This window comes from Bhargavaea sp. CC-171006, assembly GCF_009761675.1.
In the GTDB taxonomy this organism is placed as follows: domain Bacteria; phylum Bacillota; class Bacilli; order Bacillales_A; family Planococcaceae; genus Bhargavaea; species Bhargavaea changchunensis.
In genome coordinates, this window is sequence record NZ_QUZH01000027.1 from 42,122 (window position 1) to 66,637 (window position 24,516).

At 55.3% G+C, this 24,516-nt stretch carries 20 protein-coding genes; all 20 read right to left on the reverse strand.

Annotation, left to right across the window (positions count from 1 at the left end; genetic code table 11):
• Positions 1 to 160: 160 nt before the first annotated feature.
• The 20 genes from DZC51_RS12375 to DZC51_RS12470 all read right to left on the reverse strand — a co-directional run bounded on the left by DZC51_RS12375 (position 161) and on the right by DZC51_RS12470 (position 24,454).
• On the reverse strand, positions 161 to 2,533 hold the full coding sequence (locus tag DZC51_RS12375; RefSeq protein WP_157296363.1) for a DNA translocase FtsK: 2,373 nt from the start codon (positions 2,531 to 2,533) through the stop codon (positions 161 to 163).
• Positions 2,534 to 2,618: 85 nt separating this feature from the next.
• On the reverse strand, positions 2,619 to 4,286 hold the full coding sequence (locus DZC51_RS12380) for a ribonuclease J (protein ID WP_157296365.1): 1,668 nt from the start codon (positions 4,284 to 4,286) through the stop codon (positions 2,619 to 2,621).
• A 579-nt stretch (positions 4,287 to 4,865) separates the two neighbouring features.
• Positions 4,866 to 5,753, reverse strand: a complete 888-nt coding sequence (dapA, locus tag DZC51_RS12385) for a 4-hydroxy-tetrahydrodipicolinate synthase (protein ID WP_157296367.1) — start codon at positions 5,751 to 5,753, stop codon at positions 4,866 to 4,868.
• Positions 5,707 to 6,801: an aspartate-semialdehyde dehydrogenase gene (gene asd, locus DZC51_RS12390; RefSeq protein WP_157296369.1), complete on the reverse strand. Its 1,095-nt coding sequence runs from the start codon at positions 6,799 to 6,801 to the stop codon at positions 5,707 to 5,709. Before asd ends, dapA begins: the two co-directional genes overlap by 47 nt.
• Before the next feature lie 81 nt (positions 6,802 to 6,882).
• Positions 6,883 to 7,473, reverse strand: coding sequence for a dipicolinate synthase subunit B (locus DZC51_RS12395; RefSeq protein WP_157296371.1), 591 nt, complete (start codon positions 7,471 to 7,473; stop codon positions 6,883 to 6,885).
• A gap of 16 nt (positions 7,474 to 7,489) precedes the next feature.
• The gene (locus tag DZC51_RS12400; RefSeq protein WP_157296373.1) at positions 7,490 to 8,260 is read right to left on the reverse strand and encodes an NAD(P)-dependent oxidoreductase; all 771 of its coding nucleotides are present in this window, start codon (positions 8,258 to 8,260) and stop codon (positions 7,490 to 7,492) included.
• Positions 8,257 to 8,526 carry a YlmC/YmxH family sporulation protein gene (locus DZC51_RS12405; protein ID WP_157296375.1) on the reverse strand — a complete coding sequence of 90 codons (270 nt, stop codon included), beginning with the start codon at positions 8,524 to 8,526 and terminating at the stop codon, positions 8,257 to 8,259. The genes DZC51_RS12400 and DZC51_RS12405 overlap by 4 nt, the downstream gene beginning before the upstream one ends.
• A 101-nt stretch (positions 8,527 to 8,627) precedes the next feature.
• On the reverse strand, positions 8,628 to 9,845 hold the full coding sequence (locus tag DZC51_RS12410) for a M16 family metallopeptidase (RefSeq protein WP_157296377.1): 1,218 nt from the start codon (positions 9,843 to 9,845) through the stop codon (positions 8,628 to 8,630).
• A gap of 103 nt (positions 9,846 to 9,948) precedes the next feature.
• Positions 9,949 to 12,072 (reverse strand): polyribonucleotide nucleotidyltransferase, encoded by a 2,124-nt coding sequence (gene pnp / locus DZC51_RS12415; RefSeq protein ID WP_157296379.1) that lies wholly within the window; start codon positions 12,070 to 12,072, stop codon positions 9,949 to 9,951.
• Between the two features lie 234 nt (positions 12,073 to 12,306).
• Positions 12,307 to 12,576: a 30S ribosomal protein S15 gene (gene rpsO / locus DZC51_RS12420; protein WP_076756497.1), complete on the reverse strand. Its 270-nt coding sequence runs from the start codon at positions 12,574 to 12,576 to the stop codon at positions 12,307 to 12,309.
• Positions 12,577 to 12,701: 125 nt separating this feature from the next.
• A complete protein-coding gene (locus DZC51_RS12425; protein WP_157296381.1) occupies positions 12,702 to 13,649 on the reverse strand; it encodes a bifunctional riboflavin kinase/FAD synthetase in 948 nt (315 codons plus the stop codon).
• A 5-nt stretch (positions 13,650 to 13,654) separates the two neighbouring features.
• Positions 13,655 to 14,578, reverse strand: a complete 924-nt coding sequence (gene truB / locus DZC51_RS12430; RefSeq protein WP_157296383.1) for a tRNA pseudouridine(55) synthase TruB — start codon at positions 14,576 to 14,578, stop codon at positions 13,655 to 13,657.
• 66 nt (positions 14,579 to 14,644) lie between these two features.
• Positions 14,645 to 14,998, reverse strand: coding sequence for a 30S ribosome-binding factor RbfA (rbfA, locus tag DZC51_RS12435; protein ID WP_157296385.1), 354 nt, complete (start codon positions 14,996 to 14,998; stop codon positions 14,645 to 14,647).
• A gap of 20 nt (positions 14,999 to 15,018) precedes the next feature.
• On the reverse strand, positions 15,019 to 15,297 hold the full coding sequence (locus DZC51_RS12440) for a DUF503 domain-containing protein (RefSeq protein ID WP_157296387.1): 279 nt from the start codon (positions 15,295 to 15,297) through the stop codon (positions 15,019 to 15,021).
• Positions 15,294 to 17,672, reverse strand: a complete 2,379-nt coding sequence (gene infB / locus DZC51_RS12445) for a translation initiation factor IF-2 (RefSeq protein ID WP_157296389.1) — start codon at positions 17,670 to 17,672, stop codon at positions 15,294 to 15,296. Before infB ends, DZC51_RS12440 begins: the two co-directional genes overlap by 4 nt.
• A 4-nt stretch (positions 17,673 to 17,676) precedes the next feature.
• Positions 17,677 to 17,994 (reverse strand): YlxQ family RNA-binding protein, encoded by a 318-nt coding sequence (locus DZC51_RS12450; RefSeq protein WP_157296391.1) that lies wholly within the window; start codon positions 17,992 to 17,994, stop codon positions 17,677 to 17,679.
• Positions 17,991 to 18,269, reverse strand: a complete 279-nt coding sequence (gene rnpM, locus DZC51_RS12455) for an RNase P modulator RnpM (protein WP_157296394.1) — start codon at positions 18,267 to 18,269, stop codon at positions 17,991 to 17,993. Before rnpM ends, DZC51_RS12450 begins: the two co-directional genes overlap by 4 nt.
• A 20-nt stretch (positions 18,270 to 18,289) precedes the next feature.
• Complete coding sequence (nusA, locus tag DZC51_RS12460; protein WP_157296396.1) at positions 18,290 to 19,504, reverse strand: transcription termination factor NusA; 1,215 nt, start codon at positions 19,502 to 19,504, stop codon at positions 18,290 to 18,292.
• A gap of 24 nt (positions 19,505 to 19,528) precedes the next feature.
• Positions 19,529 to 20,005 carry a ribosome maturation factor RimP gene (rimP, locus tag DZC51_RS12465; protein ID WP_157296398.1) on the reverse strand — a complete coding sequence of 159 codons (477 nt, stop codon included), beginning with the start codon at positions 20,003 to 20,005 and terminating at the stop codon, positions 19,529 to 19,531.
• A 129-nt stretch (positions 20,006 to 20,134) separates the two neighbouring features.
• Entirely contained in the window at positions 20,135 to 24,454 is a 4,320-nt protein-coding gene (locus DZC51_RS12470; RefSeq protein ID WP_157296400.1) for a PolC-type DNA polymerase III, read from the reverse strand.
• Between the last annotated feature and the right edge of the window lie 62 nt (positions 24,455 to 24,516).

Below are 24,516 nucleotides of genomic sequence, written 5' to 3' on the forward strand. Positions count from 1 at the left end.
ATTTCATCCGGATTGCAGAAGAGGTCCCCCTAATTTAATATTAGGTCCTCCTGAGATAAGCCTGAGTCTCCTTATTGCCAATATGGAGCAATTAAAAAGCTGCAGACAAAGGAGAAACACACTCACTTTGTCTGCAGCTTTAAGTTTAATGTTCTACAGTTCATGGTTCATCCGGATGGTCTTGGATAAGGACCTGGCGCGGTTTGCTGCCTTCATGCGGGCCGACCACCCCTCGCATTTCCATCTGATCGACGATACGTGCGGCTCTGGAGTAGCCGATCCTAAATCTCCTCTGGAGCATCGAGACCGATGCCTGATTCATGCTCCTCACAAGGTCGACCGCCTCATCGTACAATTCATCCGTCTCTTCATGCGGCGCGACTTCTTCCACTTCCGTCGGAATCATCGATTCCTCATACTGCGCTTTTTGCTGGCTGATTACAAAGTCGACGACTTCCTCGACTTCCTGATCGGATAGGAAGGCGCCCTGGATACGGGTCGGCTTGGAGGCTCCGGCCGGAAGATACAGCATATCGCCGCGGCCGAGGAGTTTCTCTGCCCCGCCGGAGTCAAGGATTGTCCGTGAATCTACGGCCGACGAGACAGCAAAGGCGATTCTGGACGGGATGTTCGCCTTGATGATGCCGGTGATGACATCGACGCTCGGACGCTGTGTCGCGATGATCAGGTGGATACCGGCAGCCCTGGCCATCTGGGCGATCCTGGTGATTGAGTCCTCGACATCGCTTGAAGCGACCATCATGAGGTCCGCGAGTTCATCGACAATGACGACTATATAAGGAAGGCGCGGATGCTTTTCTTCGTTTTCCTCGTTCCATTCATCAATATGGTGGTTATAGCCCTCGATATTCCTCGTGCCTGTATGCGAAAACAGATCGTAGCGCCGCTCCATTTCCGCAACCACCTTTTTAAGCGCCTGGGAAGCCTTCCTCGGATCCGTGACGACCGGAGCAAGAAGATGCGGCACACCATTGTAGACATTGAGCTCAACCATCTTCGGGTCAATCATCATCAGCTTCACTTCATGCGGCTTCGCCCTCATGAGGATACTGATGATGATTCCGTTGATGCATACACTCTTCCCGCTGCCGGTCGCTCCGGCAACGAGCATATGGGGCATTTTATTGAGCTCGGCCATGACCGCATCACCTGAGATGTCCCTTCCGAGCGCGACCATGAGTTTGGAGTCTGGCCGGTTATTGTTGCGGGATTCCAGCACCTCGCGCAGCGATACCATCGCCACCTCGGTGTTCGGCACTTCTATGCCCACTGCCGATTTGCCCGGAATCGGCGCTTCGATCCGGATATCGCGTGCGGCAAGCGCAAGGGCGATATCGTCCGAAAGACTGACAATCCGGCTGACCTTTACCCCCGTAGCAGGCATCACTTCATATTTGGTGACAGCCGGGCCGAGATGCACTTCCGTGACGCTCGCCTTCACGCCGAAGCTGTTGAATGTTTTCTCAAGCTTTTCGGCATTGTGCTGGATCATATTGTATTCGCCGCTTTGGTCATTTTCAGGCGGCGGATTCAACAGAGAAACAGGAGGCAGCACAAAATCCTCGTTCACAGGCTGCGCATCGCCAATGTCCCGTATTTCTGCATCCGTGTCCTGTTCTTCTTCCTTTTGGCTGGCTGACGCCTTTTCTTTGACCGGCTCTTCCTTTACCCGCTCTGTAAAGGAAGAAATAATGGGCTGGATCCGGACTGGTTCGGGCTCCGGAACGCGACTGTCGTTTGCATCATCGCGTGAATCCGTATCCGGAGCTCCGATGCCGGCGGATGCGGCTTCCTCATCAGCAGCGGCCCGGCGTGATTTCCGGGGTTCTTTCATTTTCTGTGCTTTTGGTGCCTTATCCGGCTTTGGCCGAGCGGGCTTGCGTTCCCTGGTAAACCAATCCCCGATGGTTTCCATCATTTCAGGGACTTTTTCCGCGAGATACGGGACGAGTGCCTTTCCTGACAGCAAAATCAGCCCCATCGAAAGCATGATCACTCCTGCAATGGTGGCTCCTGCGGAATCGAACAGCACATGGAACATGGCAAACAGGAATCCCCCGACAATCCCGCCTCCGAGCGAGACTGACGGATCCGTGATGCCCCCGTCTGTGACCAGGATGAGCCATGTTTCCCTCAGGGCCGAAGTGGTCTGCAGACGGCCGCTCTCATACCGCTCCGTAAACAGCAGAACATGGCTGAAGAGCGTCAGGCTTCCGAGAATGAGGAGCAGCCCCCCGACTATTCGGTTCCTGAGATCCGGAATTTCCCGCTTCACCATCAAAAGAAGCGCGAATATCAGGAAAAGAAACGGCAGTGATGCATGCCAGTTTCCGAACAGGAACCGGCCGGCACTGCCGAGTGCCTTCCCGACAAATCCAAGATCAAAAAATGTGATGATGGCAAGCCCGGTCATGACAAGGCCCGACAGTTCGTACCCGAGCGGATAGAGTCCGGATTTCTTCTTTTTTGCAGTGGTCCTGCGCTTTTTCTTCTTGCTGCGTTTGGTTGCCATCTGGTTCACCCCCATCGATGAAAACGGGATTTCCCGCCAGTGACGGCGAAGAAATCCCGTTTTGTTCTATCTCTGTTGCGTCGCCTCAGTATTCCATGATGATCGGGATGATCATCGGGCGTCGCTTCGTCTTCTGGTAGAGGTATGAATTGAGTGTATCGCGGATTTCCTGCTTGATGCTCGTCCATTCAAACGAGTCTTTATTGGAATACTTGCCGACGATCTTCTTTACGAGCTCTTCGGCTTCGCCGATCAGTTCACGGGAATCGCGCACATAGACAAAGCCGCGGGACAGGATTTCCGGTCCGGCTGCAATCGTCTTTTTCTTGCGGTTGAGCGTGATTACGACAATGAAGATGCCATCCTCGGAAAGGAGTTTACGGTCGCGCAGGACGATGTTGCCAATGTCCCCGATTCCGCTTCCGTCAATCAGTACATTGCCTGCGGTGACCCTTCCGGTCATGCGCATCTTGCCGTTCTTGTACTCAACGATATCCCCTTTGTCCGCAATGAAGATGCGGGACTTCGGAAGGCCGGTCTGCTGGGCAAGTTTGGAGTGGGCAATGAGCATCCTGTACTCACCCTGGATCGGGATGAAGAATTTCGGCTTCATCAGGTTGAGCATCAGCTTCAGGTCTTCCTGGCTGCCGTGTCCTGATACGTGCACCTTCCGGCTCGAGGTCAGGACATCGGCACCCGCCTTCGCCAGCTCGTTCATCGTGTTGTACATCCCGACTTCCATGCCCGGCGATGGGGTGAAGGTGATGAGGACCGTGTCGGTCTCCTTGATCCGGATGTCCTTGTGCTGCCGCTTCACGATGCGCTCGAGCGCATGGAGGGGCTCGCCCTGATTGCCTGTGACGATGATCGCCACTTCTGAATCATCGTATTTGCCGATTTCCTTGACCGGAATGACGAGGCCGTCGGCAACATTCAGATAGCCGAGCTTCATGCCGACCTCGAAGTAGGTTTCGAGTGATTTGCCGATGACCGCGACTTTGCGGCCTGATTCGGCGGCCCTGTCGAAGACCTGCTGCATGCGGATGAAGTTGGAGGCATAAAGGGCGATGAGGATGCGGCCCTGTGCCTTGTGGAAGGTCTTGGACAGTTGCTCAGCGACAACGGACTCCGGTGTCGTATGGCCCGGGCGCTCCGCTTCCGACGAGTCGGACATCAGGATGAAGACACCTTCATCGCCGATCGCGGCCATTTTCGAGATATCCGGACGGTACTTGCCTTTTGCTGACTGGTCGAACTTGAATTCCCCTGTGTGAACAATGGCGCCCTCGCTCGTATGGAACACGATTCCGAGGGAGTCCGGAATGCTGTGGGTCGTATTGAAGAACGTCACATACGTCCGCCCGAAGTTCATCCGGCTCCTGTTCGATACTTCGAAGAACTTGATGTTCTTGGGTGCCTGCTTGTCCTTCAGATGTTCTTTTGCCAAGGCGATGGTCAGTTTCGAGCCATAGACAGGCGCCTGGACTTTGCCGAGCAGGTAGGCGATCGATCCGATCGCATCTTCATGGCCATGCGTCAGGAAGATTCCTTTCAGCCGGTCTTTGTTTTCTTCGATGTAGGTCGTATCCGGGATAACGATATCAATGCCGAGCATTTCCCCTTCCGGGAACATGAGGCCGCTGTCGACGATGAACAGTTCATCATCGATCTCGACCACATACATCGCCTTCCCGATCTCCCCCACTCCTCCGAGGGGGATGACCCTGATGTTTTCATTTTTTGTCTTGGTCAATGGTTCTCCTCCTAAATCATACCCGTTCCATATCCGCTAACCTCCATTATACGGTAGCCGTACAATCTAGACAAATTAAAAAAGTGATGAAATTGGTGTTCGTTCCGCACGGAACTGATTGGCGCACCGCGGAGGGGTACTCCGGCTTTCCTGCTTTGGCACCGACGGGGATGATGGGTGCATCATCTATGTACATATGTTGATCTGTCATCTGGGCTTGGTGATCTTTGAAAGACCCTTATTGATCTTTCGCTTACTCTTGTTGATCTTTCGAAACCTTTCCCGTCCGGATATGCACTACGATTTCCGTTTTAAAAAAGGGCTGTCCGAAAAGTATATTTCCAGCAGAAAAAGCAAACAGCAGTGGCTCTGGTCGCTTTCCGCGGGCGTTGCCTTAGCCGGCGCCAGTACGCAGACTGGCGTCTGTGCGCATCGCGAAGCGTTGCGCAACATCCGGGGTCTTCGGCTAACGCTATTCCCGCAGGAGTCTCCCGACGCCACTGCTGTTTGCATAGATACAAGAATTAATTACTTATTGGACATCCCCTTTTGGCAGATGCCTGTAGAACATGCGGCATGTCACGTCCTCGTCGCCGCCCGGAAACCGGACATTGCCTGCCCCACAATCGTGCACCCTTCCCCGTCCAGGGGCATGATCGGAAGCCGCACCGTACCGGGGTCAAATCCGGCCAGTTTCAATGCATGCTTAACCGGAGACGGGCTAGGGCGGGAAAACAGGGCTTCTGATAAACGGCTGATTTCCGCATGGAGGCGTGCGGCCTCTTCAAGATCACCATTCTTGTAAGCACGGACCATCCGCTGCATCTCGGGTCCGGCCACATGCGAGGCGACTGAGACCACGCCGTGCCCGCCGATTGCCAGCACCGGAAGCGTCAGGCCGTCATCCCCGCTATACAGGCGGAATCCCTCGTCCGTCCCCGCAATGATGCGGGTCATGGCGCCGAGATCTCCTCCCGCCTCCTTGACAGCCCGAATATTCGGGACACCCGACAGGGAGATGACCGTCTCGGGTTCCAGCCGGGATGCGGTCCTGCCGGGCACATTATAAAGCATGACCGGAAGCTTCGTGCTTCCCGCCGCTTCAGTGAAATGCGCATGCATGCCCCGCTGGTCCGGCCGGTTATAGTACGGTGCCACCAACATGATGCCATCGGCTCCCGCTGCCTCCGCCCTTTTCGTCATGGCGACCGTCGCGGCGGTGCTGTTGCTCCCGGTGCCTGCGATGACAGGAATCCTGCCACCGGCCGCCTCGACGGACAGCCTGATGACCCGCTCCTTCTCGTCGTCGGTCAGCGTGGGCGCTTCCCCAGTCGTCCCACAGACCACAATGGAGTCCGATCCTTTCTGTATCAAAATATCAACGAGGGCGGTCAGGCGGCCCTCGTCAACATTTCCATCCTTATCGAACGGCGTGACCATCGCCGTCGCTATGCTGCCGAGTTCCATCGGCGTCTTCCCCTTTCAGCAACCCGTCCGCGATTAGTGCTTCAGCGATCTGGATCGAGTTGAGGGCAGCTCCCTTCAGAAGGTTATCTGCGACAACCCAGAAGTGGAAGGCGCCCGGGGTGTCGAGATCCCTACGGAGGCGTCCGACAAATACATCGTCTTTTCCTTCTGCGAACAGTGGCATCGGGTACGCCTGGTTTTCCGGATCATCCATTACGGTGATGCCTTCCGCGGCATGCAGGGATTCCCGGATGCCTGCCGTATCAGCAGACGGATTGCCCGTCTCGAAATACACAGATTCGGAGTGGCCGGTCACGACCGGAAGGCGGACACATGTTGCCGCTACGGAAAGTTCTGGCATTCCCATGATCTTCTTTGTCTCATTGATCATTTTCCACTCTTCAAATGTATAGCCGTCCTCGCTGAAGACATCAATTTGCGGTACCGCGTTGAACGCGATCGGGTAATGTTTCTTATCACCCTTGACCGGCAGAAGCTCCGCCTCTGCCCCGGCCCTGTTGTCCATGTCCTCACTTTGTTTGCCCAGCTCGCCGATTGCGGCGGCTCCCGCACCGGATACAGCCTGATAAGTCGATACGATCACTTTCTTCAGTCCGTACTTCCTGCGGACCGGTTCCAGTGCCGCAACCATCTGGATGGTCGAGCAGTTCGGATTGGCGATGAGGCCCCGGTGTTCCTTGAGCGCCTCGCGGTTCACTTCGGGAACGACAAGCGGAGTGTCCGGATCCATGCGGAATGCGCTCGTATTGTCGATGACGACTGCCCCCCGGCGGACCGCTTCTGGCGCAAGCTGCTTGGAAACGCTCCCTCCTGCACTGAAGAAGGCGATATCTACGCCTTCAAAACGTTCAGGCACCGCTTCTTCAACAGTAAATTCCTTACCGCCGAACTCCACTTTGCTTCCTGCGGATCGGGCAGAGGCAAGGAAAAGAATTTCATCTGCGGGGAATTTCCTTTCTTCAAGCTTCTTAGCGATTCTCTGGCCGACCGCGCCTGTAGCTCCGACAATTGCAACACGATATCCCATGGTTAAACACTCCTCAAATTTCATGATCGAATGTTCAGTATTATAGCATGTTTTAGTGGGCTTTCGGTGAAATATACGTGATTAAGTATTTTCATGCCTGATCAGGAGCGGCTGAAGCTGTTCTCCTCTCATCGCGGCCTCCACCGTATCAACCATCTTGGTGAAATCACTGATGAGGGAATTCGGCTTTTTGACCGGGTCATCCTGTCCGAACGGGATGCAGTAGATGTTCTTCGTATTCAGCAGTTTCATGATATTTGTTCCGTTCAGGCCGAGCGCATCGTTGGTGGAGATTCCGATAACGACCGGCGTACCGTTCCTGAGTGTCGCCTTTGCCGCCATGAGCACGGGTGAGTCCGTGATGGCATTGGCAAACCGTGAGATTGAATTCCCCGTCATCGGGGCAATCACCATGCAGTCGACCGGTGTCTTTGGTCCAAACGGCTCAGCCCCCGCAATGGTCGTGATGATATCCGCGCCTGCCGCTTCGCGGATTTTTTCCATCCATTCTTCGCCTGTCCCGAAACGGGTCGCGGCGGTCAGCACAGAATTGGTGATGACCGGGACGACCGTAGCCCCCCTGTCGGTGAACGCCTTGATCTTCGGAATCACATCCGCATAAGTGCAGTGGGATGCGGTAATCCCGAAACCGATTCTCTTGCCGTCGAGCATCCTGACTCTCCTTCCGCTAGCTGTCCATTCTGCACAGCGCCTCCGAGAGGATCCGGGCTGCATCGTCCGGAAATATACGTCCCGGCAGCGCAGGCAGTAACCTATAGTATTCATGGGCGGCTCCGGGCTTTAGGCACCCGGGCGCAGAAGCCAGGTCATAAATGTGTGAGGGGTTGTACTGCCCGGAGAGTTCCAGCCACTGTGACGGTATCGTGTTGACCAAAATACCGCCCGGCAGACCTGCCTCATGAAAATCCAGGATGCCGAATCCTTCGGTCAAGGCTTCTGCAGTCTGTGATGGAGAACGGGCAAGCACGGAAACCTCCGCCCCCATCGCACGCAGCAGCCGCGCCGTGGTTTTCCCGACCCGCCCGTAGCCCGCGACGATCCATTGCCTGCCGGCTACGGGACCTGCCCCGGAACGGTAGAACATGGCAAGAAAACCTTCTGCAGTCAGGACGGCATTTTCCCAGATGAATCTCTCCTCCTGCAGGTAAAGACGGGGCAGTTTTCCTGCTAATTCCGTTGCCTTTTCCCATTCGGCATTTAGCCTTCCAACAAACAGCCGGTCCACTTTTTCCAGCAAGCCGGGGGCCGGCTGGCCTTCCGGCGGATGGATCGGCAGGACCACCCGAACGGGCTTTTCATTTTTCAGGAGTTCATCAGTCTTGCTGTCCCACGTGTCACGGGCATCGTGAATAACCGTGTACCCCTTTTTACGGAGATGGTCCGCAGCTTTCGGGAAACGGGCATCGGATCCGATGATCAGCCAATCCGGTCGGTTCATTCAAATAGCCCCTCATGGATCGGGTGGGTCCGCCGGAACAAAATTCGGTCATCACCGATCAGCACGATTTCCTCCCAAGGGATGTATTCCGCTTCTCCGGCTGATTTCCGGCCGCCCTGCAGCCATCCTGCGCGGCGTTTCAGTTCGAAACCGTGGATCCGGCCACTCTTCGGATCAAACAGCATCTCCGTGTCGGCAAGAAGCCCGTAGCGTACGCCGTCTTCCATCTGGATCAGTTCTTTTTCGGCCATTGTCGACAGCAGCATCTTCCACTCCCCCTTCTCCTAAACTATATGCACCGCCCGGGCGGATGTTCCGTCCCAAACGGTATATGAAAAACCGGAAGGCCATAGCCTTCCGGTCGGTTTCAGTTCGGGATGATGCTTGACTCTGCCGGCGGCCCTGAAAAGATCCTTTCAGCAATGCGCCGGATCTTTTTGCCGTCCACACGGCGAAATTCATCCATCACTTCATCAATATTCCTATGTTCTCCGGTAAAAAGTTCATTTTTCGCATTCCGGCTCATTCTTGAAGCAGGTGATTCAAGGCCCAGCAGGAGACTCCCCTTCATCTGGCCGACTGCACTTTCGATCTCGGTATCGTATACGCCATCCCGGAGGAGCAGGGATATTTCATTCCGTATGACTGTCCGTGTCTCCTCAAGGCGGGACGGAGAGGTGCCAGCGTAGATGGTGACCGATCCCGAATCGGCATGGGATGAATGATACGAATAAACGGAATAGGCAAGCCCCCTCTCCTCACGGATCCGCTGGAAGAGCCTTGAGCTCATACTACCGCCAAAGAGCGCGTTCAGAATGATCATTCCATAGATATCGGAATCGTTCGCATCCATCCCCGGATAGCCGAGGCACAAATGGGCCTGCTCCGTGTCTTTCCGCTTGCGTACCGCTCCAGGAGTGAACTCCGGCCTTTCTATGGAAATAGGGGTTTCGGATCCTCCCGTGAACATCCCGAAGCTTTGTTCAAGCCGGGTAATCAGATCATCATCCACATTGCCTGCCGCGGAGATGACCAGCCGTTCCGGCCGGTACTCCCGCTTCATGAATGAGAGGGTTTCTTCCCTGGTAAACTCGCTGACCGTTTCCGGATAGCCGAGGATCGGACGCCCCATCGGATGGCCCGGATACATCGCGGCCTGCAGCTGTTCATGGACGTCATCATCCGGTGTGTCGGCGACCATCGCGATTTCTTCGAGAATGACGGAGTTTTCCTTCCGCATTTCCTGCTCATCAAAGGCTGAGTTGAAGAACATGTCCGCCAGCACATCAACTGCCTGGGGGGCGTCTTCCGCGAGCACATTGACATAAAAGCAGGTTTCTTCCATGGCAGTGTAGGCGTTGATCTCTCCGCCTGTCCGGTCAATCGTTTCAGCAATCTCTTTGGCCGTCCGTCCGGCCGTACCCTTAAACAGCATATGCTCGATAAAGTGGGCCATGCCGGCTTCTCCCGAGGCTTCATTCCTGGCACCGGCCTTGACCCAAATGCCGATCGAAACCGAGCGGACATGCGGCATTTTTTCTGTGACGATCCGCACACCGTTCGGACATTTCCTGGTCTGGATCATTTTCTCCCCCCTTTTAGTAATCTTTATGTTTCCGGCACGGCCATGAGAGCCTGCCCGGCCGGAAAAAGAGGGCAGGCCGATCCCGGCCGCCCTCTGGTGATGGTTATTCCGTTTTGCCGGATTCTTCCGCAACTTCCTTCTCTTCTTTCAGGACCGCCTTGCGGGACAGGTTCACCCGGTTGTGGTTGTCGATTTCGACGACCTTTACACGCACGACATCGCCGATCGACAGGACGTCTTCGACTTTGTTCGTCCTCTGCTCCTGGATTTCCGAGATGTGGAGCAGGCCGTCCTTGCCAGGGAAAATTTCGAGGAAAGCCCCGAACTTCTCGATCCGCTTGACCTTGCCGTCGTAGTATTCGCCGACCTTCGCCTCACGGACGATGTTTTCGATCATCGACTTGGCCTTCTCGTTCATTTCCTGGTCGATCGAGGAAATGTAAATCGTGCCGTCCTGTTCGGTATCGATCTTGACGCCGGTCTCGTCGATGATTTTGTTGATCTGCTTGCCTCCAGGCCCGATCACGTCGCGGATCTTCTCAGGCTTGATCTGAATGACGACAATCTTCGGAGCGTGGTCGGACAGTTGCTTGCGCGGTTCGGAAATTGCCGACATCATGTTTTCCATGATATGCATCCGGCCCGCCTTCGCCTGTTCCAGCGCTTCTTCGAGGATTTCCCGAGACAGCCCCTCCACTTTGATGTCCATCTGCAGGGCCGTGATTCCCTTTTCGGTGCCGGCCACCTTGAAGTCCATGTCCCCGAGAGCGTCTTCCATCCCCTGGATGTCGGAAAGGACGGTATAGTTGTCGCCCTTTTTGACAAGACCCATGGCAATGCCTGCGACAGGCGCCTTGATCGGTACCCCGGCATCCATCATCGCCATCGTGGATGCGCAGATGGATGCCTGTGAGGAGGAACCGTTGGATTCGAGGACTTCCGAGACAAGACGGATCGTGTACGGGAAGTCATCCTCGGACGGTACGATCGGCGCAAGGGCCCTTTCGCCGAGTGCGCCGTGGCCGATCTCCCTGCGGCCAGGAGAGCGGATCGGTCCTGTCTCGCCGACACTGAACTGAGGGAAGTTGTAATGGTGCATGAATCGCTTGGATTCCTCGAGGCCGAGGCCATCGATGATCTGCACATCCCCAAGCGCGCCGAGTGTACAGATGCTGAGTACCTGCGTCTGCCCGCGGGTGAACAAAGCGGAACCGTGTGTCCGGCTCAGGATTCCGGCCTCGGATGAAAGCGGGCGGATTTCATCCGGTTTCCGTCCATCCGGGCGGATCTTTTCATCAGTGATCAGGCGGCGGACTTCATCCTTGACGAGTTTGTCCAGAATGGCACGGACCTGTCCAAGATCTGCCTCATCGTCCGATTCCGCATATGCCTCAACCACGGATGTCTTTACTTCCCTGATGGCCTCTTCGCGTGCATGCTTTTCTTTTGTCTGGATGGCGTCGTGCAGACGGGCTTCAGCTTTTTCCCGAACTTCTTCCGTCAGGGACGGATCCAGTTCGAACAAGGCGATTTCCCTGTTCTCCTTGCCGTTTTCGCGAGCGATTTCTTCCTGGAAGGCGACGAGGCGCTTGATTTCTTCATGACCGAACATGATTGCTTCAAGCATGACAGATTCTTCGACTTCGTCAGCACCGGCCTCCACCATGTTGATGGCGTCCTTGGTTCCGGCGACAATCAGGTCTATGTCGCTTTTCGCCTCCTGCTCTACAGTCGGGTTGATGATAAACTTGCCATCAATGCGGCCTACCTGCACACCCGCGATCGGTCCGCCGAACGGAATGTCCGACACCATCAGGGCAAGTGAGGAACCGAACATCGCGGCCATCTCGGACGAGCAGTCCTGGTCGACCGACATCACCATCGAGATGACCTGCACTTCATTCCGGAAACCGTCCGGGAAAAGCGGGCGGATCGGGCGGTCGATCAGACGGCTGGTCAGAACAGCCTTCTCGGAAGGACGGCCTTCCCGCTTGATGAAGCCGCCCGGGATTTTACCCACTGCATAGAGCCGCTCCTCATAGTTGACTGTGAGGGGGAAGAAATCCAGCGGCTTCGGCTCCTTGGACGCTGTCGCTGTCGATAGGACCGCAGTGTCCCCGTAACGGATGAGCACGCCTCCGTTCGCCTGTTTCGCGAATTTGCCCGTTTCGACAATGAGCTTTCTTCCAGCCCAGTCGAATTCGTAAGTTTTGTGATTCTCGTTCATTATGGGGCTCCTCTCTTCTGTGCATAACGCTATCCCGGGTGCCTGTCCGTCTGCATACGCAGACGCTTGGAGCGTCGGCAGACCCGGACAGCCGTCAAACGTATGTACTCACTCCCCATAGTGTACCAAAATTCCCATAGTGATGCGAAAGGATTTGTGGGGAGCGGATTTATTATGAACAGTTTTACGCATTAAAAAAAAACGGGCCGAGGCCCGTTTTTCATATGTGCGGTCTTATCGGCGAAGGCCGAGCTTCGCGATGAGGTCACGATAACGCTGAACGTCGTTTTCACGAAGATACTTGAGCAGATTCCGGCGACGGCCGACCATTTTGTAAAGGCCGCGGCGGGAGTGGTGGTCTTTCTTGTGTGTGCGCAAGTGCTCGTTCAGGTTGTTGATCTCTTCCGTGAGGATAGCGATCTGGATATCAGGGGATCCCGTATCCGATTCATGTGTGCGGAACTCTTGGATGAGTTCGTTTTTACGCTCTTTTGTAAGTGCCATCCTGTTCACCTCCAAATCAGTTAGTTAAAAATCCCCAATTCCCGAGCAAACGTTGGTGAGTCGATTGCCAAGCAATGGTTAGGTGCATCAGCACATGAGTATCATACCACAGCCCGGAGGCCGATTCAACTGTCAGGATGCGTTGCAAGAATCCGCCGTGCCTCTTCCTTGTCTCGGCCGATCTGGGTTTTCAGCTCTTCGATCCCGGAGAACTTCCGTTCTTCCCGGATTCGTCTGATCCAGCTCACCCGCACATCCTTTCCGTAAAGATCGCCTTCAAAGTCGAGGAGGTGAACCTCGACCGACAGAAAGGTATCGGACGGATCTTTGAAAGTGGGCCGGTAGCCGGCATTGAGAACGCCGGCATGGATCACGCCGTCCGTTTCAAACGTGGCGGCATACACACCGGGAGCGGGAAGGCATGAACCCGGCACCGGATCGACATTAGCCGTCGGGAATCCGATCAGCCGTCCCCGCTTGTCACCTTCGATCACCTTTCCGTCGGTCATGAGCGGGCGTCCGAGAAGTCCCGCAGCCCCAACGACATCGCCTTCGCTGAGCAATGAACGGATGCGTGTCGAGCTGATTTTCTCTTCTTCTTCAATGACTTTTCCGATCACGGATACACCATAATCCCCACCGGACAACCTCTCCAGGTCGGCAGGTTTTCCCTTACCGAAATGCCCGAAGGAAAAATCGAAACCGCAAGTGATGTGGCGGACTCCAAGCTTGCGGATATAGCAATCGATAAACTGTTCCGGAAGCATCGATGCGAATTCCCTGGTGAAGCTGATGACGAACACTGTATCCGTCCCCATCTCTTCAAGCAACTGCATTTTCTGCTCGTAAGGCGTGATGTATGTGACTTCGTGCCGGTTACCGAGCACCGCAGAGGGGTGGGGGTCAAACGTCATGACTGCCGGGATCAGGCCCTTCTCAAGAGCCACATCCATGGCATGGCCGATCACTTCCTGATGCCCACGGTGAATCCCATCAAAAAAACCGGCTGCCACCGAGTATTCCCTGCCATCCGTTTCCGGGATTTCGGGATATTTAATATGTTGAATCTTCAATTTGCTCACCTCTTGTCTTCAGCCATGCCAAACATTTTCTCGGGCTTCATCAACCCGTTTTTTTCAGGATGGCGCCGATAAACGGCCACCGCCCGGCCGCCATCATAAATGACAATCCTCGGGTGATCAGCAAGCAGCGGATGCGCAGGCAGCACCTGGCCGTTCCTTATTTTGGCAAGAAGAACGTCATCCGCCTTCAAGGTAGGAAACTCGGACAGCGCCCGTTCAACGGGAAGCAGTGCCGCTTCCAGGATGCCGCGATCCCGCTGCTGTTCGACTTCCGACAGTGTCAGGCAGTCTTCTGCCATGAAGGGACCGGATGCGGTTCGCACAAGGGAAGCCATATGGGACGGAAAGCCCAGCTTTTCGCCGATTTGCACAGCGAGCGTGCGAATATAGGTACCCTTACCGCAGACGACCCTGATCCGAAATTCCACTTCATTGCCTTCAAACAACTGCCCATGAGACAAAAGTTCAATCTCTCTAATCAGAACCCTTCGCGAAGGCCGCTCGACAGATTGTCCCTGACGCGCATACTCATACAGCCGCTTCCCGTTCACCTTCACCGCCGAATACATCGGAGGGATCTGTGTGATTTCACCGGTCAGCGCCTGGAGCACTTCCCGGATTTCCGAGCCGGAGAAACGCTTTGGGGTCAGATCCTGTTCCACTGTCGCTCCCGAGGCATCCTCGGTCTCCGTGGAACGGCCGATGCTGACGACGGCCTCGTATGTCTTTCCCATGTCCGTCACATACTCGGCCGCCTTTGTCGCTCGGCCGAGGCAGATCGGAAGGACGCCTTCGACATCCGGATCGAGTGTGCCCGTATGGCCGATGCGTTTCATCCCGAGAATCTTCCTGAGCCGGAAAACACAGTCGTGTGAAGTCATCCCCTTTTCTTTCCAGAGAGGCAGGATTCCCTCAAGCATGGCGTTCTCCTCCTTTCCTATGTACGGAAAACAAGCCTGCATGCCGGAAAGGCTGCAGGCTTATTCTCAGTCTTCCGGATTCGCTTCGTTTACCTCACGGAGAAGCGATTCGATCCGGTTGCCGTAGTCGACGGACTCATCAAATTCGAAAAGCAGCTCCGGCGTCTTTCGCAGGCGGATCCGATTTCCGATCTCAGAACGGATGAATCCCTTGGCCTTTGTCAGGCCTTTTAGCGTATCTTCCTTCTGACGGTCATCGCCAAGAACCGAGATAAACACTGTCGCCTGCTGAAGGTCGCCGGTCACCTCGACGTCGGTAACCGTGACGAACCCGATTCTCGGGTCCTTCAGCTTTCGGCCGATAATGTCGCCCATTTCTTTTTTCATCTGTTCCGCCACGCGGTTTGCCCTCATTGTCATATAGAACACCTCGGCTTCCGCTATAAATGATACTTCTTGCTGCTTGTCATCTCCCAGCCCGAGTGGGACATCAGGAAGTTCAGCACCCGGTCGATCTCACGCTCGGCCACGGTCCCCGAGGAAGATACCGCAGCCAGGGTGAGACCGGCACGCTGCCAAAGGTCCTGATGGTCCGTTTCGGCGATGGAGATGTTGTACTGCTGACGGGCCCTGGTGAGCATGCGCTGCAGAATCGCCCGCTTTTCCTTTAGCGAATGTGTTTCGTACAGGAAGAATTCACATTCGGCGGCGACAATCACTTCCGCTCGACTTCTTCCATTACAAACGCTTCGATGACATCGCCTTCTTGGATGTCGTTATAGTTTTTGACGGTCAGGCCGCATTCATACCCGCGGGAGACTTCTTTAACATCATCCTTGAAGCGTTTGAGCGTATCCAGCTCGCCTTCAAAGATGACCACGCCGTCGCGGATCACCCGCACGCCGGAGTCTCTTGTGACTTTGCCGTCGGTGACATAGCCGCCTGCGATCGTGCCCACTTTGGAAACCTTGAAGGTTTCACGCACTTCCACCTGGCCGATGATCTTCTCTTCGAACTCCGGATCCAGCATTCCCTTCATCGCGGATTCGATCTCTTCGATCACCTTATAGATGATGCGGTGAAGCCGGACATCAACGCCCTCTGCCTCAGCGGCGCGTTTCGCGTTTACATCAGGACGGACGTTGAATCCGATGACGATGGCATTGGATGCAGCCGCCAAAGTGATATCCGATTCAGTGATGGCACCGACACCGGTATGGATGATCTTGACGTTGACGCCTTCAACCTCGATTTTCATGAGGGAAGCGGCAAGCGCCTCGACCGTACCCTGAACATCAGCTTTGACGATCAGGTTGATATCTTTCATTTCACCCTGCTTCATATGTTCGAAGAGGTTATCAAGGGTGACGCGGTTCTTTTCGCCGCGCTGTTCTTGAAGGTCGTCCATCGCGCGTGATTCACCGACCTGGCGAGCCGTCTTTTCGTCCTCGAAGACGACGAAACGGTCACCCGCGAACGGTACATCACTCAGGCCTGTGATTTCAACAGGAGCCGAAGGGAGCGCTTCTTTAACCCGTCGGCCGACATCATTGACCATTGCCCGGACACGCCCGAATGTGGAGCCGACAACAATCGGATCACCGACTTTGAGTGTTCCCTCCTGCACAAGCAGGGTTGCAACGGCGCCGCGGCCCTTATCCAGTTGTGCCTCAATGACGGTTCCGCGGGCATTCTGGTCAGGGTTGGCCTTCAGTTCTTCCACTTCGGAAACGAGCACGACCATTTCGAGCAGGGTATCAATCCCTTCGCCTTTCAGAGCGGACACCGGTACGAAGATCGTGTCTCCGCCCCAGTCCTCCGGTACGAGACCGTGCTCGGTCAGTTCCTGGATGACACGGTCAGGGTTTGCCGTCGGCTTGTCGACCTTATTCACCGCCACGATGATCGGCACTTCTGCAGCCTTTGCGTGGTTGATCGCTTCGACAGTCTGGGGCATGACACCGTCATCCGCCGCAACGACGAGAATGGTAATGTCGGTGATTTTCGCACCGCGTGCACGCATGGTTGTAAACGCAGCGTGTCCCGGTGTATCGAGGAAGGTGATTTTCTTGCCGTTCGCTTCGACTTGATAGGCACCGATGTGCTGGGTGATGCCTCCCGCTTCTCCTTCGGTCACTTTCGTGTTCCGGATGGAGTCAAGAAGCGTCGTCTTCCCGTGGTCAACGTGGCCCATGATCGTGACGACAGGCGGACGTTCTTCCTTAAGCTCTTCTGCACCTTCTTCTTCTTCGAAGTAGGTCTCAAGGTCTGTGCGGTCGATGCGGATTTCTTCTTCCACTTCCACACCATAGTCGGCACAGATCAGTTCGATCGCATCTTTATCAAGCTCCTGGTTGATCGTCGCCATGACGCCGAGCATAAAGAGCTTCTTGATGATCTCGGATGGTTCCCTGCCAAGCTTTTTCGCGAGTTCCGCAACGCTCAGGGACTCATAGAAAGTGATTTTCTCCGGTAGCGGCTTTGGTGTGCGAGGAGCCTGCTGCTGGCTGTAGTTTCTCTTTTTCCCTTGGTGGGTACCGCGGATCTTGCGGCCCCCGCCACGGCGATTGCCGCCTTGGCCCCCGGGACGGTTGTTGCCGCCAGGACGGTTGCCGCCGCCTTGGCCCGCCGGACGGTTGCCGCCGCCCTGGCCTGACGGACGATTGCCGCTGCCCTGGCCTGACGGACGATTGCTGCCGCCCTGGCCTGACGGACGGTTGCCGCCGCCCTGGCCTGACGGACGGTTGCCGCCGCCTTGGCCTGACGGACGATTGCCGCTGCCCTGGCCTGACGGACGATTGCCGCCGCCTTGGCCTGCCGGACGGTTGCCGCCGCCCTGGCCTGCCGGACGATTGCCGCCGCCTTGACCACCCTGGCGGTTACCGCCGTTTTGGCCTGCCGGACGATTGCCGCTCTGATTGTTCGGACGGCTCCCGCCCTGACCGAATTTACGGTCCAGCTTTGATGTTACATCACTGTCAAGCACCGACATATGGTTCTTGACGTCCACCTTCATTTTGTCCAGCTCGTCAATGACTTCACGGCTCGACTTATTCACCTTTTTCGCATATTCATGAACTCTCATTTTCGTCATTCAGTCAGTCCTCCTCTGGTTCCTCAAGCAGGCTGGACAGCTTTTTCGCAAAGCCGCTGTCCAATATCGCCAGTGTGACGCGCGCCTCCTTTCCGATTGCATGGCCCAGTTCGTATCTCGTCCCGAACTCATGCACTGGAATTCCGTAATGGGCACCCTTGTCAGTGACTTTGCCACGGGTATTGTCCGAAGCATCGCCAGACAGAATGACAAGCTTCGCTTTTCCCGAACGGATCGCTTCGATGGCGAGATCCTCGCCTGTCGCAATTTTGCGGGCGCGCGCCGCCAGCCCCAATAGGCTGTAAATCTTTTGTTCGTTCATAGCAGTTTTTCTCTCAGGATGAGGCGCAGTACCTCATCGTAGATTTCTTCAGGAACTTTGACGCCCAGCTGGCTGTCCAGCGATTTCCGCTTTTTCGCCATTTCAACAGCCTTTTCCGATTTGGAGATGTAGGTGCCGCGGCCCGACTTCTTTCCTGTCGGATCCACGGAAACTTCGCCTTCCTTTGTCCGGACGACGCGGATCATCTCTTTTTTCGGGAACATTTCGCCGGTTGCCGAGCATCTCCGGAGAGGGATTTTCTTGCCGTTCCCCATTGCTCCCATCCTTTCAAGAGTCAGTCTTCTTTCGATTCAGCTTCGTCTTCATCCCGTACGTCTTCGTACAGGTCGATATTTTCCGGGTTCCGATCGCCTATGCCCGGTTCATCATACAGGCCGCCGGCATCTTCGGTCCACTCTTCGTCTTCCCATTGTTCTTCCGGCTCATCGGTCACCGTTCGGGGGTAGATGCCAAGTTCCGTTGCATCCGCCTCACTCTTGATGTCGATCTTCCAGCCGGTAAGTTTTGCCGCAAGGCGGGCGTTCTGCCCGCGTTTGCCGATGGCGAGGGAAAGCTGGTAGTCAGGAACGACGACTGTAGTCGACTTGTCCTCTTCATTGACGAGTACATCCAGCACTTTGGCAGGGCTCAGTGCATTCGCCACAAAAATTTCCGGATTCTCGGACCATTCCACGATATCGATCTTTTCCCCGGACAATTCATCCACGATCGTCTGTACCCGGTTGCCCCGGGCTCCGACGCAGGAACCGACAGGATCGACATCTTCATCATGGGCATAGACTGAAATTTTGGAGCGGTCGCCGGCCTCACGGGCAATTGACTTGATCTCGACGATGCCGTCATAGATTTCCGGCACTTCCATCTCGAACAGTCGGCGCAGCAGGCCGGGATGAGTCCGCGAAACGAACACTTGCGGGCCACGGGAAGCACGCTCCACTTTCGTGATATATACCTTGATGCGGTCATGCGGGCGGTAGGTTTCGGATGGGATCTGCTCATTCTGGGGAAGAACCGCTTCCACCTTGCCCAGGCTCACATAGATGTTGCGCGGATCCAAGCGTTCGACGACACCGTTGACGATGTCGTCTTGCCGGTCCACATACTCATCGTAGATCATGCCGCGTTCAGCCTCGCGTACACGTTGCGTGACAACCTGTTTCGCCGTCTGGGCTGCGATGCGGCCGAAGTTCCGTGGAGTCACTTCCTCTTCCAGCACGTCACCGATCTCATACAGAGGATTGACTTTGCGAGCTTCCTCAAGCGAGACCTGCAGGCGGTCATCCTCGACCTCCTCGACGACATCCTTGCGCGAGTACACTTTCATCGTGCCTGCGTCCATGTTCAAATCGACACGGACGTTCTGCGCCTGGTTGAAATTGCGGCGGTATGCGGTGACGAGGGCGGTTTCAATCGCCTCGACAAGCACATCCCTCGAAATGCCCTTTTGTTGCTCAAGGGCGTTGAGCGCTTCAAGAAGATCGCTGCTCATCTGTATTTCACTCCTATCCCGACATTATGCCGAAAAATCGATGGCCAAACGTGCAAATGCAATTTTGTCCTTCGCAATCAGCACTTTCACTTTGCGTGTTTTCACTTTCATTTCAATTTCCGCACCATCTTCGCCGTAAGAAAGGAGATAACCTTCGAACTCTTTTCTTCCGTCGATCTGCTCATAAGTCCTGATATGGACATACTGGCCGACCGCGCGTTCCATGTCCTGCTCTTTTTTGAGCGGGCGCTCGGCACCCGGCGAAGAGACTTCCAGGAAGTAGTTTTGCGAAATCGGGTCCGCCTCATCAAGCTTGACGCTCAGCTGTTCGCTGACAGCCGCGCACTGCTCGATGTCGATGCCTCCCCCGGGCGTGTCGATGAACACCCGCAGGAACCAATCGCGTCCCTCTTTAACAAATTCGATGTCGACAAGTTCCAGATCCTGCTCTTCGAGGATCGGCGTGACCAATGTTTCGACTTCTTGTGTAACTTTGCTCATAAGGACCTCCTTGTTTACAGGGAATTTCCCCCGACAAACAGAAAAGAGCGGGGGACCCCACTCTTCTGTGCGCGACTATCCGAACTTGTTGAATCCATTTTACCATAGCCGCACGGCTGTTGCAACAAATCAGAAAAGCGAGAGCTGGTTGGCTTCGGGCATGCCTTCGAGGCATCCGAGCTCATCCAGGTAGTCGATAATGGCTCTCGAAACACGGCCGCGCTGCTGGAGATCTTCCTTGGAAAGGAACTCCCCATTTTCTCTTGCTTCCGCAATTGCGCGGGCCACGTTATTCCCGAGGCCGGGTACCGCGTTAAATGGCGGGATCAGTGAATCGCCTTCGATGACGAACTCGGTCGCCTTAGATTTGTAGAGATCCACCTTACCAAATTTATACCCGCGTTCGCACATTTCAAGCGCAAGCTCAAGGACGGTCAGGAGACTCTTTTCCTTCGGCGATGCATCCAGTCCCTTGGCCTCGATTTCGTCGATGCGGGCCCTGATCGTCGCAGATCCCTTGTTCATCGCGATCAGATCAAAGTCGGATGCGCGGACGGTGAAGTACGCCGCATAGTAGAGCAGCGGCTTATGGACCTTGAACCACGCAATCCGTACTGCCATGAGGACATAGGCGGCGGCGTGTGCCTTCGGGAACATGTACTTGATTTTTTTGCAGGAGTCGATGTACCAGTCCGGAACGCCATTCTTCTTCATCTCCGCTTCAAACTCGGGAGTGAGTCCGCGGCCTTTCCGCACCGACTCCATGATTTTGAACGCAAGCGATGGCTCAAGACCTTTGTGCATCAGGTAGACCATGATATCATCCCGGCAGCCGATCACTTCGGACAGCACGCAGGTCTTGTTGTGGATCAGTTCCTGCGCATTGCCGAGCCAGACGTCAGTTCCGTGGGACAGCCCGGAAATTTGGACGAGTTCCGAGAACGTGGACGGCCTCGTATCCTCCAGCATCTGTCGGACAAAGCGGGTGCCGAATTCAGGGATGCCGAGCGTACCGGTTTTACACCTGATCTGCTCCTCGGTGACCCCAAGAGATTCAGGTGTGCTGAATATCTTCATGACTTCCTGGTCGTCGACCGGAATCTTTTTCGGATCCAGGCCGGACAGATCCTGAAGCATTCGGATGACCGTAGGATCATCGTGCCCGAGGATGTCCAGCTTCAGCAGGTTATCGTGGATCGAATGGAAGTCAAAATGAGTCGTCTTCCACGACGCCTCCTGGTCGTCCGCCGGGAACTGCACGGGGCTGAAATCATAGATATCCATCGTGTCCGGCACAACAATGATTCCCCCCGGGTGCTGACCGGTGTTCCGCTTGACGCCGCTGCAGCCCTGGACAAGACGGTCGATTTCCGCATTTCTCATCGTCAGGCCATTGTCGTTCATGTAACCGCGCACGTAACCGTATGCCGTCTTTTCGGCTACCGTGCCGATGGTGCCCGCACGGTACACATAGTCTTCACCAAACAGCTCTTTTGTATAATTGTGCGCGCGAGGCTGGTATTCGCCGCTGAAGTTCAGGTCGATATCCGGGACCTTGTCGCCCTTGAAGCCGAGGAATGTCTCGAACGGAATATCATGGCCGTCTTTTGTCATTGCGACTCCGCAGGTTTCACAATCTTTTCGCGGAAGGTCGAAGCCGGAGCCGATGGAACCGTCTGTGATGAATTCCGACTTTTTGCAGGACGGGCATACATAGTGCGGCGGAAGCGGATTGACTTCGGTGATTTCCATCATCGTCGCGACAAGCGACGAGCCGACCGACCCCCGGGATCCGACAAGGTAGCCGTCGTCCAGCGACTTTTTGACCAGCTTGTGCGAAATCAGATAAATGACCCCGAAGCCGTGTCCGATGATGGACTTCAATTCTTTTTCGATCCGTTCGGTGACGATCTCAGGCAGCTCCTCACCATAAATCGAGCGTGCCATCGTATACGTCAGATTTCTGACTTCATCGTCCGCCCCTTCAATGACAGGCGTATACAGCTCATCCCTGATGACCTGGACATCGCCGATCAGGTCTGCAATCTGCTGCGGGTTGTCGATGACGATCTGCTCCGCCTTTTCCTCGCCGAGGAATTCGAATTCCTTCAGCATTTCATCTGTCGTGCGGAAGTGGACGTCAGGTAAACTATGGCGGTTGAGCGGGTTGGCCCCGCCCTGTGAGCCGACAAGGATTTTCCGGTAAGCGGCCTGATGCTCGTCGATATAGTGAACATTCCCCGTTGCCACGACGGGTATACCGGTCTTCTTGCCGAGTTTCATCATTTTCCGGATGATGTCCTCAAGATTCCATTCATCCCTGACCAGCTCCAGTTCGATCAGATGCTGATAGACCGGTTTAGGATGCACTTCCAGATAATCGTAAAACTTGGCGATCTGTTCGACTTCATCAAGCGGCTTCTGCATGAGTCCCTCAAACACTTCCCCTTTGTCACACCCGGAACCGATCAGCAGCCCTTCCCGATGACGCTGCAAAACCGACCGCGGGATGCGCGGAACCCGGTAAAACGTCTCGGTGTGCGAATGGGAAACAAGCTTGAACAGGTTTTTCAGGCCGACCGCGTCCCTGACAAGGATCGTGCAGTGGGACGGACGGGCACGCTTGTAAGATTCCCCCCCGCCGATATGGAGGTTGAACTCGTCATGGCGCCGGATGGCGTACTCCTGCTCCGCTTCCTTCAGCAGATGAATCAGCAGATGCCCGGTCGCTTCACAGTCATAGATCGCACGGTGATGCTGAGTGAGGTCGATGCCGAACTTTTTACAGAGCGTGTTAAGCCTGTGGTTTTTAAGCTCGGGATGAAGTAGCCTTGCGAGCTCCAGTGTATCGACGACTGGATGCTCGCGCTCCTCCACACCCGCGAGCTTGTAGGCTTCGTAGAGGAAGCCCATATCAAATGTTGCATTGTGGGCGACAAGGATGCCGTCACCTGCAAATTCCCGGAACCGGCGGGCCACATCTTCGATGGCCGGAGCGCCTCTCACCATATCATCGGTGATCCCGGTGAGCTCAATTGTCGTAGCGGACAGTGGATGACCCGGGTCGGAGAAGCTTTCGAATGTATCGATGATCTCCCCGCCCTTCACCTTCACCGCTGCGAGTTCGATGATCTTATCGTAGACCGCAGACAGGCCGGTCGTCTCCACGTCGAAGACGATGAATTCAGCATCATCAAGGTTCCGGTCTACCTCATCGTAGGCGATCGGGATGCCGTCATCGACCAGGTTCGCCTCAAGACCGAAAATCACTTTGATGCCGTGCTTTTTCCCCGCCGTGTAGGCATCCGGGAAAGCCTGGACATTGGAATGGTCAGTGATGGCGATAGCGGGGTGGCCCCACTTGGCTGCCTGGGCCACAAGCTCTCCTGCGGGAACCACAGCATCCATCTGGCTCATGTTGGAATGGGCATGCAGTTCGATGCGCTTCCGTCCTTCCGGCGCTTCATCCTTCTTCACCCTCGGGGCAATTTCCATAATGTCGTTTGCCATCATGACAAGATCGCGGATGAAGGTGTCGTTCTGGATGGACCCCCTTGCACGGACCCAGGCTCCCTTCTTGAGTGCGGTCATCATTTCCGCATCTTCCTTATCGCGGGAGAACATCTTGACGAGGATCGAATCTGTGTAGTCGGTCACTTTCACTGTCAGGAGGGAGCGGCCGCTCCGGAGTTCGCGCACTTCCACATCGAAGACGAAGCCCTCGATTGTGATTTTTCGTTCTTCGTCCTGGATCAGGCGGATGCCTGTGATTGGCTCATCCGGCTTGATCGGAAGGCCGATGGAAAACGGCCCCTCCGGACCGGTGGATTCCTTTTTATCTTTTTCCCGCTTTTTCATGTCTTCCAGAGCGCGGTTGGCGAGCGCCTCCTCCTCCAGTCTGCGCTGCTCGAAGAAGGCACGGCGCGCTTCTTCTTGGCCGTTGTCTTCTTCTCCTAGAACAAAATCGACGGACAGCCCTGTAAATCCGAACGAGCTGTAGGATTCCGAAATCAGGTTGCCGTACTTGCCCTTCATCGTCTGGAGTTCGAGCTCATTGCCGCATTTCAGCATGAGGGTCTGACCGTTCCATTGCGGAAGCTGCGACGCGAGCCGTTCCCGGACGGGCGGTGACATGTCCGCGATTTCGCCAACAGCGAGCTCATAATAGTCGCGGACGCTCTGTTCATCGAACACCGGTTTCTCGGCGCGGATATCCAGCAAAACACGTGCAATCGGGGAGAATGTGGCGTCGATCCGCTTTCTGAACTCCCCGAAGATTGCAGCCGGAAGAATTGACCGCACCGTCACCCTGAAACGCCAGACGCGCGATTTTGTATGGACGTCCAGCCGTTCCAGTGTTGCACCTTCAAAGTGACGGACCACTGCATCCTCTGTCATGCCGATATGTTGCAAAAGAATATTGAAGCGCATTCTCGGGTCTTGTTCCATAGGATGTTCCTCCTTCCCTTCAGAACCGAAAAAAGAAGGGAAAAGCCCAAAGGCTTTCCCGT

Excerpts from the sequence above, each read along its gene's own strand:
- truB (WP_157296383.1), bottom strand. The coding sequence starts at position 14,578 with ATGCTTGAGGGAATCCTGCCTCTCTGGAAAGAAAAGGGGATGACTTCA.
- infB (WP_157296389.1), bottom strand. The coding sequence starts at position 17,672 with ATGACGAAAATGAGAGTTCATGAATATGCGAAAAAGGTGAATAAGTCG.
- DZC51_RS12400 (WP_157296373.1), bottom strand. The coding sequence starts at position 8,260 with ATGAACCGACCGGATTGGCTGATCATCGGATCCGATGCCCGTTTCCCG.
- DZC51_RS12405 (WP_157296375.1), bottom strand. The coding sequence starts at position 8,526 with ATGCTGCTGTCGACAATGGCCGAAAAAGAACTGATCCAGATGGAAGAC.
- DZC51_RS12395 (WP_157296371.1), bottom strand. The coding sequence starts at position 7,473 with ATGCTCGACGGCAAGAGAATCGGTTTCGGGATTACCGCATCCCACTGC.
- dapA (WP_157296367.1), bottom strand. The coding sequence starts at position 5,753 with ATGGAACTCGGCAGCATAGCGACGGCGATGGTCACGCCGTTCGATAAG.
- nusA (WP_157296396.1), bottom strand. The coding sequence starts at position 19,504 with ATGAGCAGCGATCTTCTTGAAGCGCTCAACGCCCTTGAGCAACAAAAG.
- pnp (WP_157296379.1), bottom strand. The coding sequence starts at position 12,072 with ATGAACGAGAATCACAAAACTTACGAATTCGACTGGGCTGGAAGAAAG.
- rpsO (WP_076756497.1), bottom strand. The coding sequence starts at position 12,576 with ATGGCACTTACAAAAGAGCGTAAAAACGAACTCATCCAAGAGTTCCGC.
- rbfA (WP_157296385.1), bottom strand. The coding sequence starts at position 14,998 with ATGACAATGAGGGCAAACCGCGTGGCGGAACAGATGAAAAAAGAAATG.
- rnpM (WP_157296394.1), bottom strand. The coding sequence starts at position 18,269 with ATGGGGAACGGCAAGAAAATCCCTCTCCGGAGATGCTCGGCAACCGGC.
- DZC51_RS12375 (WP_157296363.1), bottom strand. The coding sequence starts at position 2,533 with ATGGCAACCAAACGCAGCAAGAAGAAAAAGCGCAGGACCACTGCAAAA.
- DZC51_RS12450 (WP_157296391.1), bottom strand. The coding sequence starts at position 17,994 with ATGAACGAACAAAAGATTTACAGCCTATTGGGGCTGGCGGCGCGCGCC.
- DZC51_RS12410 (WP_157296377.1), bottom strand. The coding sequence starts at position 9,845 with ATGATCCAGACCAGGAAATGTCCGAACGGTGTGCGGATCGTCACAGAA.
- rimP (WP_157296398.1), bottom strand. The coding sequence starts at position 20,005 with ATGAGCAAAGTTACACAAGAAGTCGAAACATTGGTCACGCCGATCCTC.
- asd (WP_157296369.1), bottom strand. The coding sequence starts at position 6,801 with ATGGGATATCGTGTTGCAATTGTCGGAGCTACAGGCGCGGTCGGCCAG.
- DZC51_RS12470 (WP_157296400.1), bottom strand. The coding sequence starts at position 24,454 with ATGGAACAAGACCCGAGAATGCGCTTCAATATTCTTTTGCAACATATC.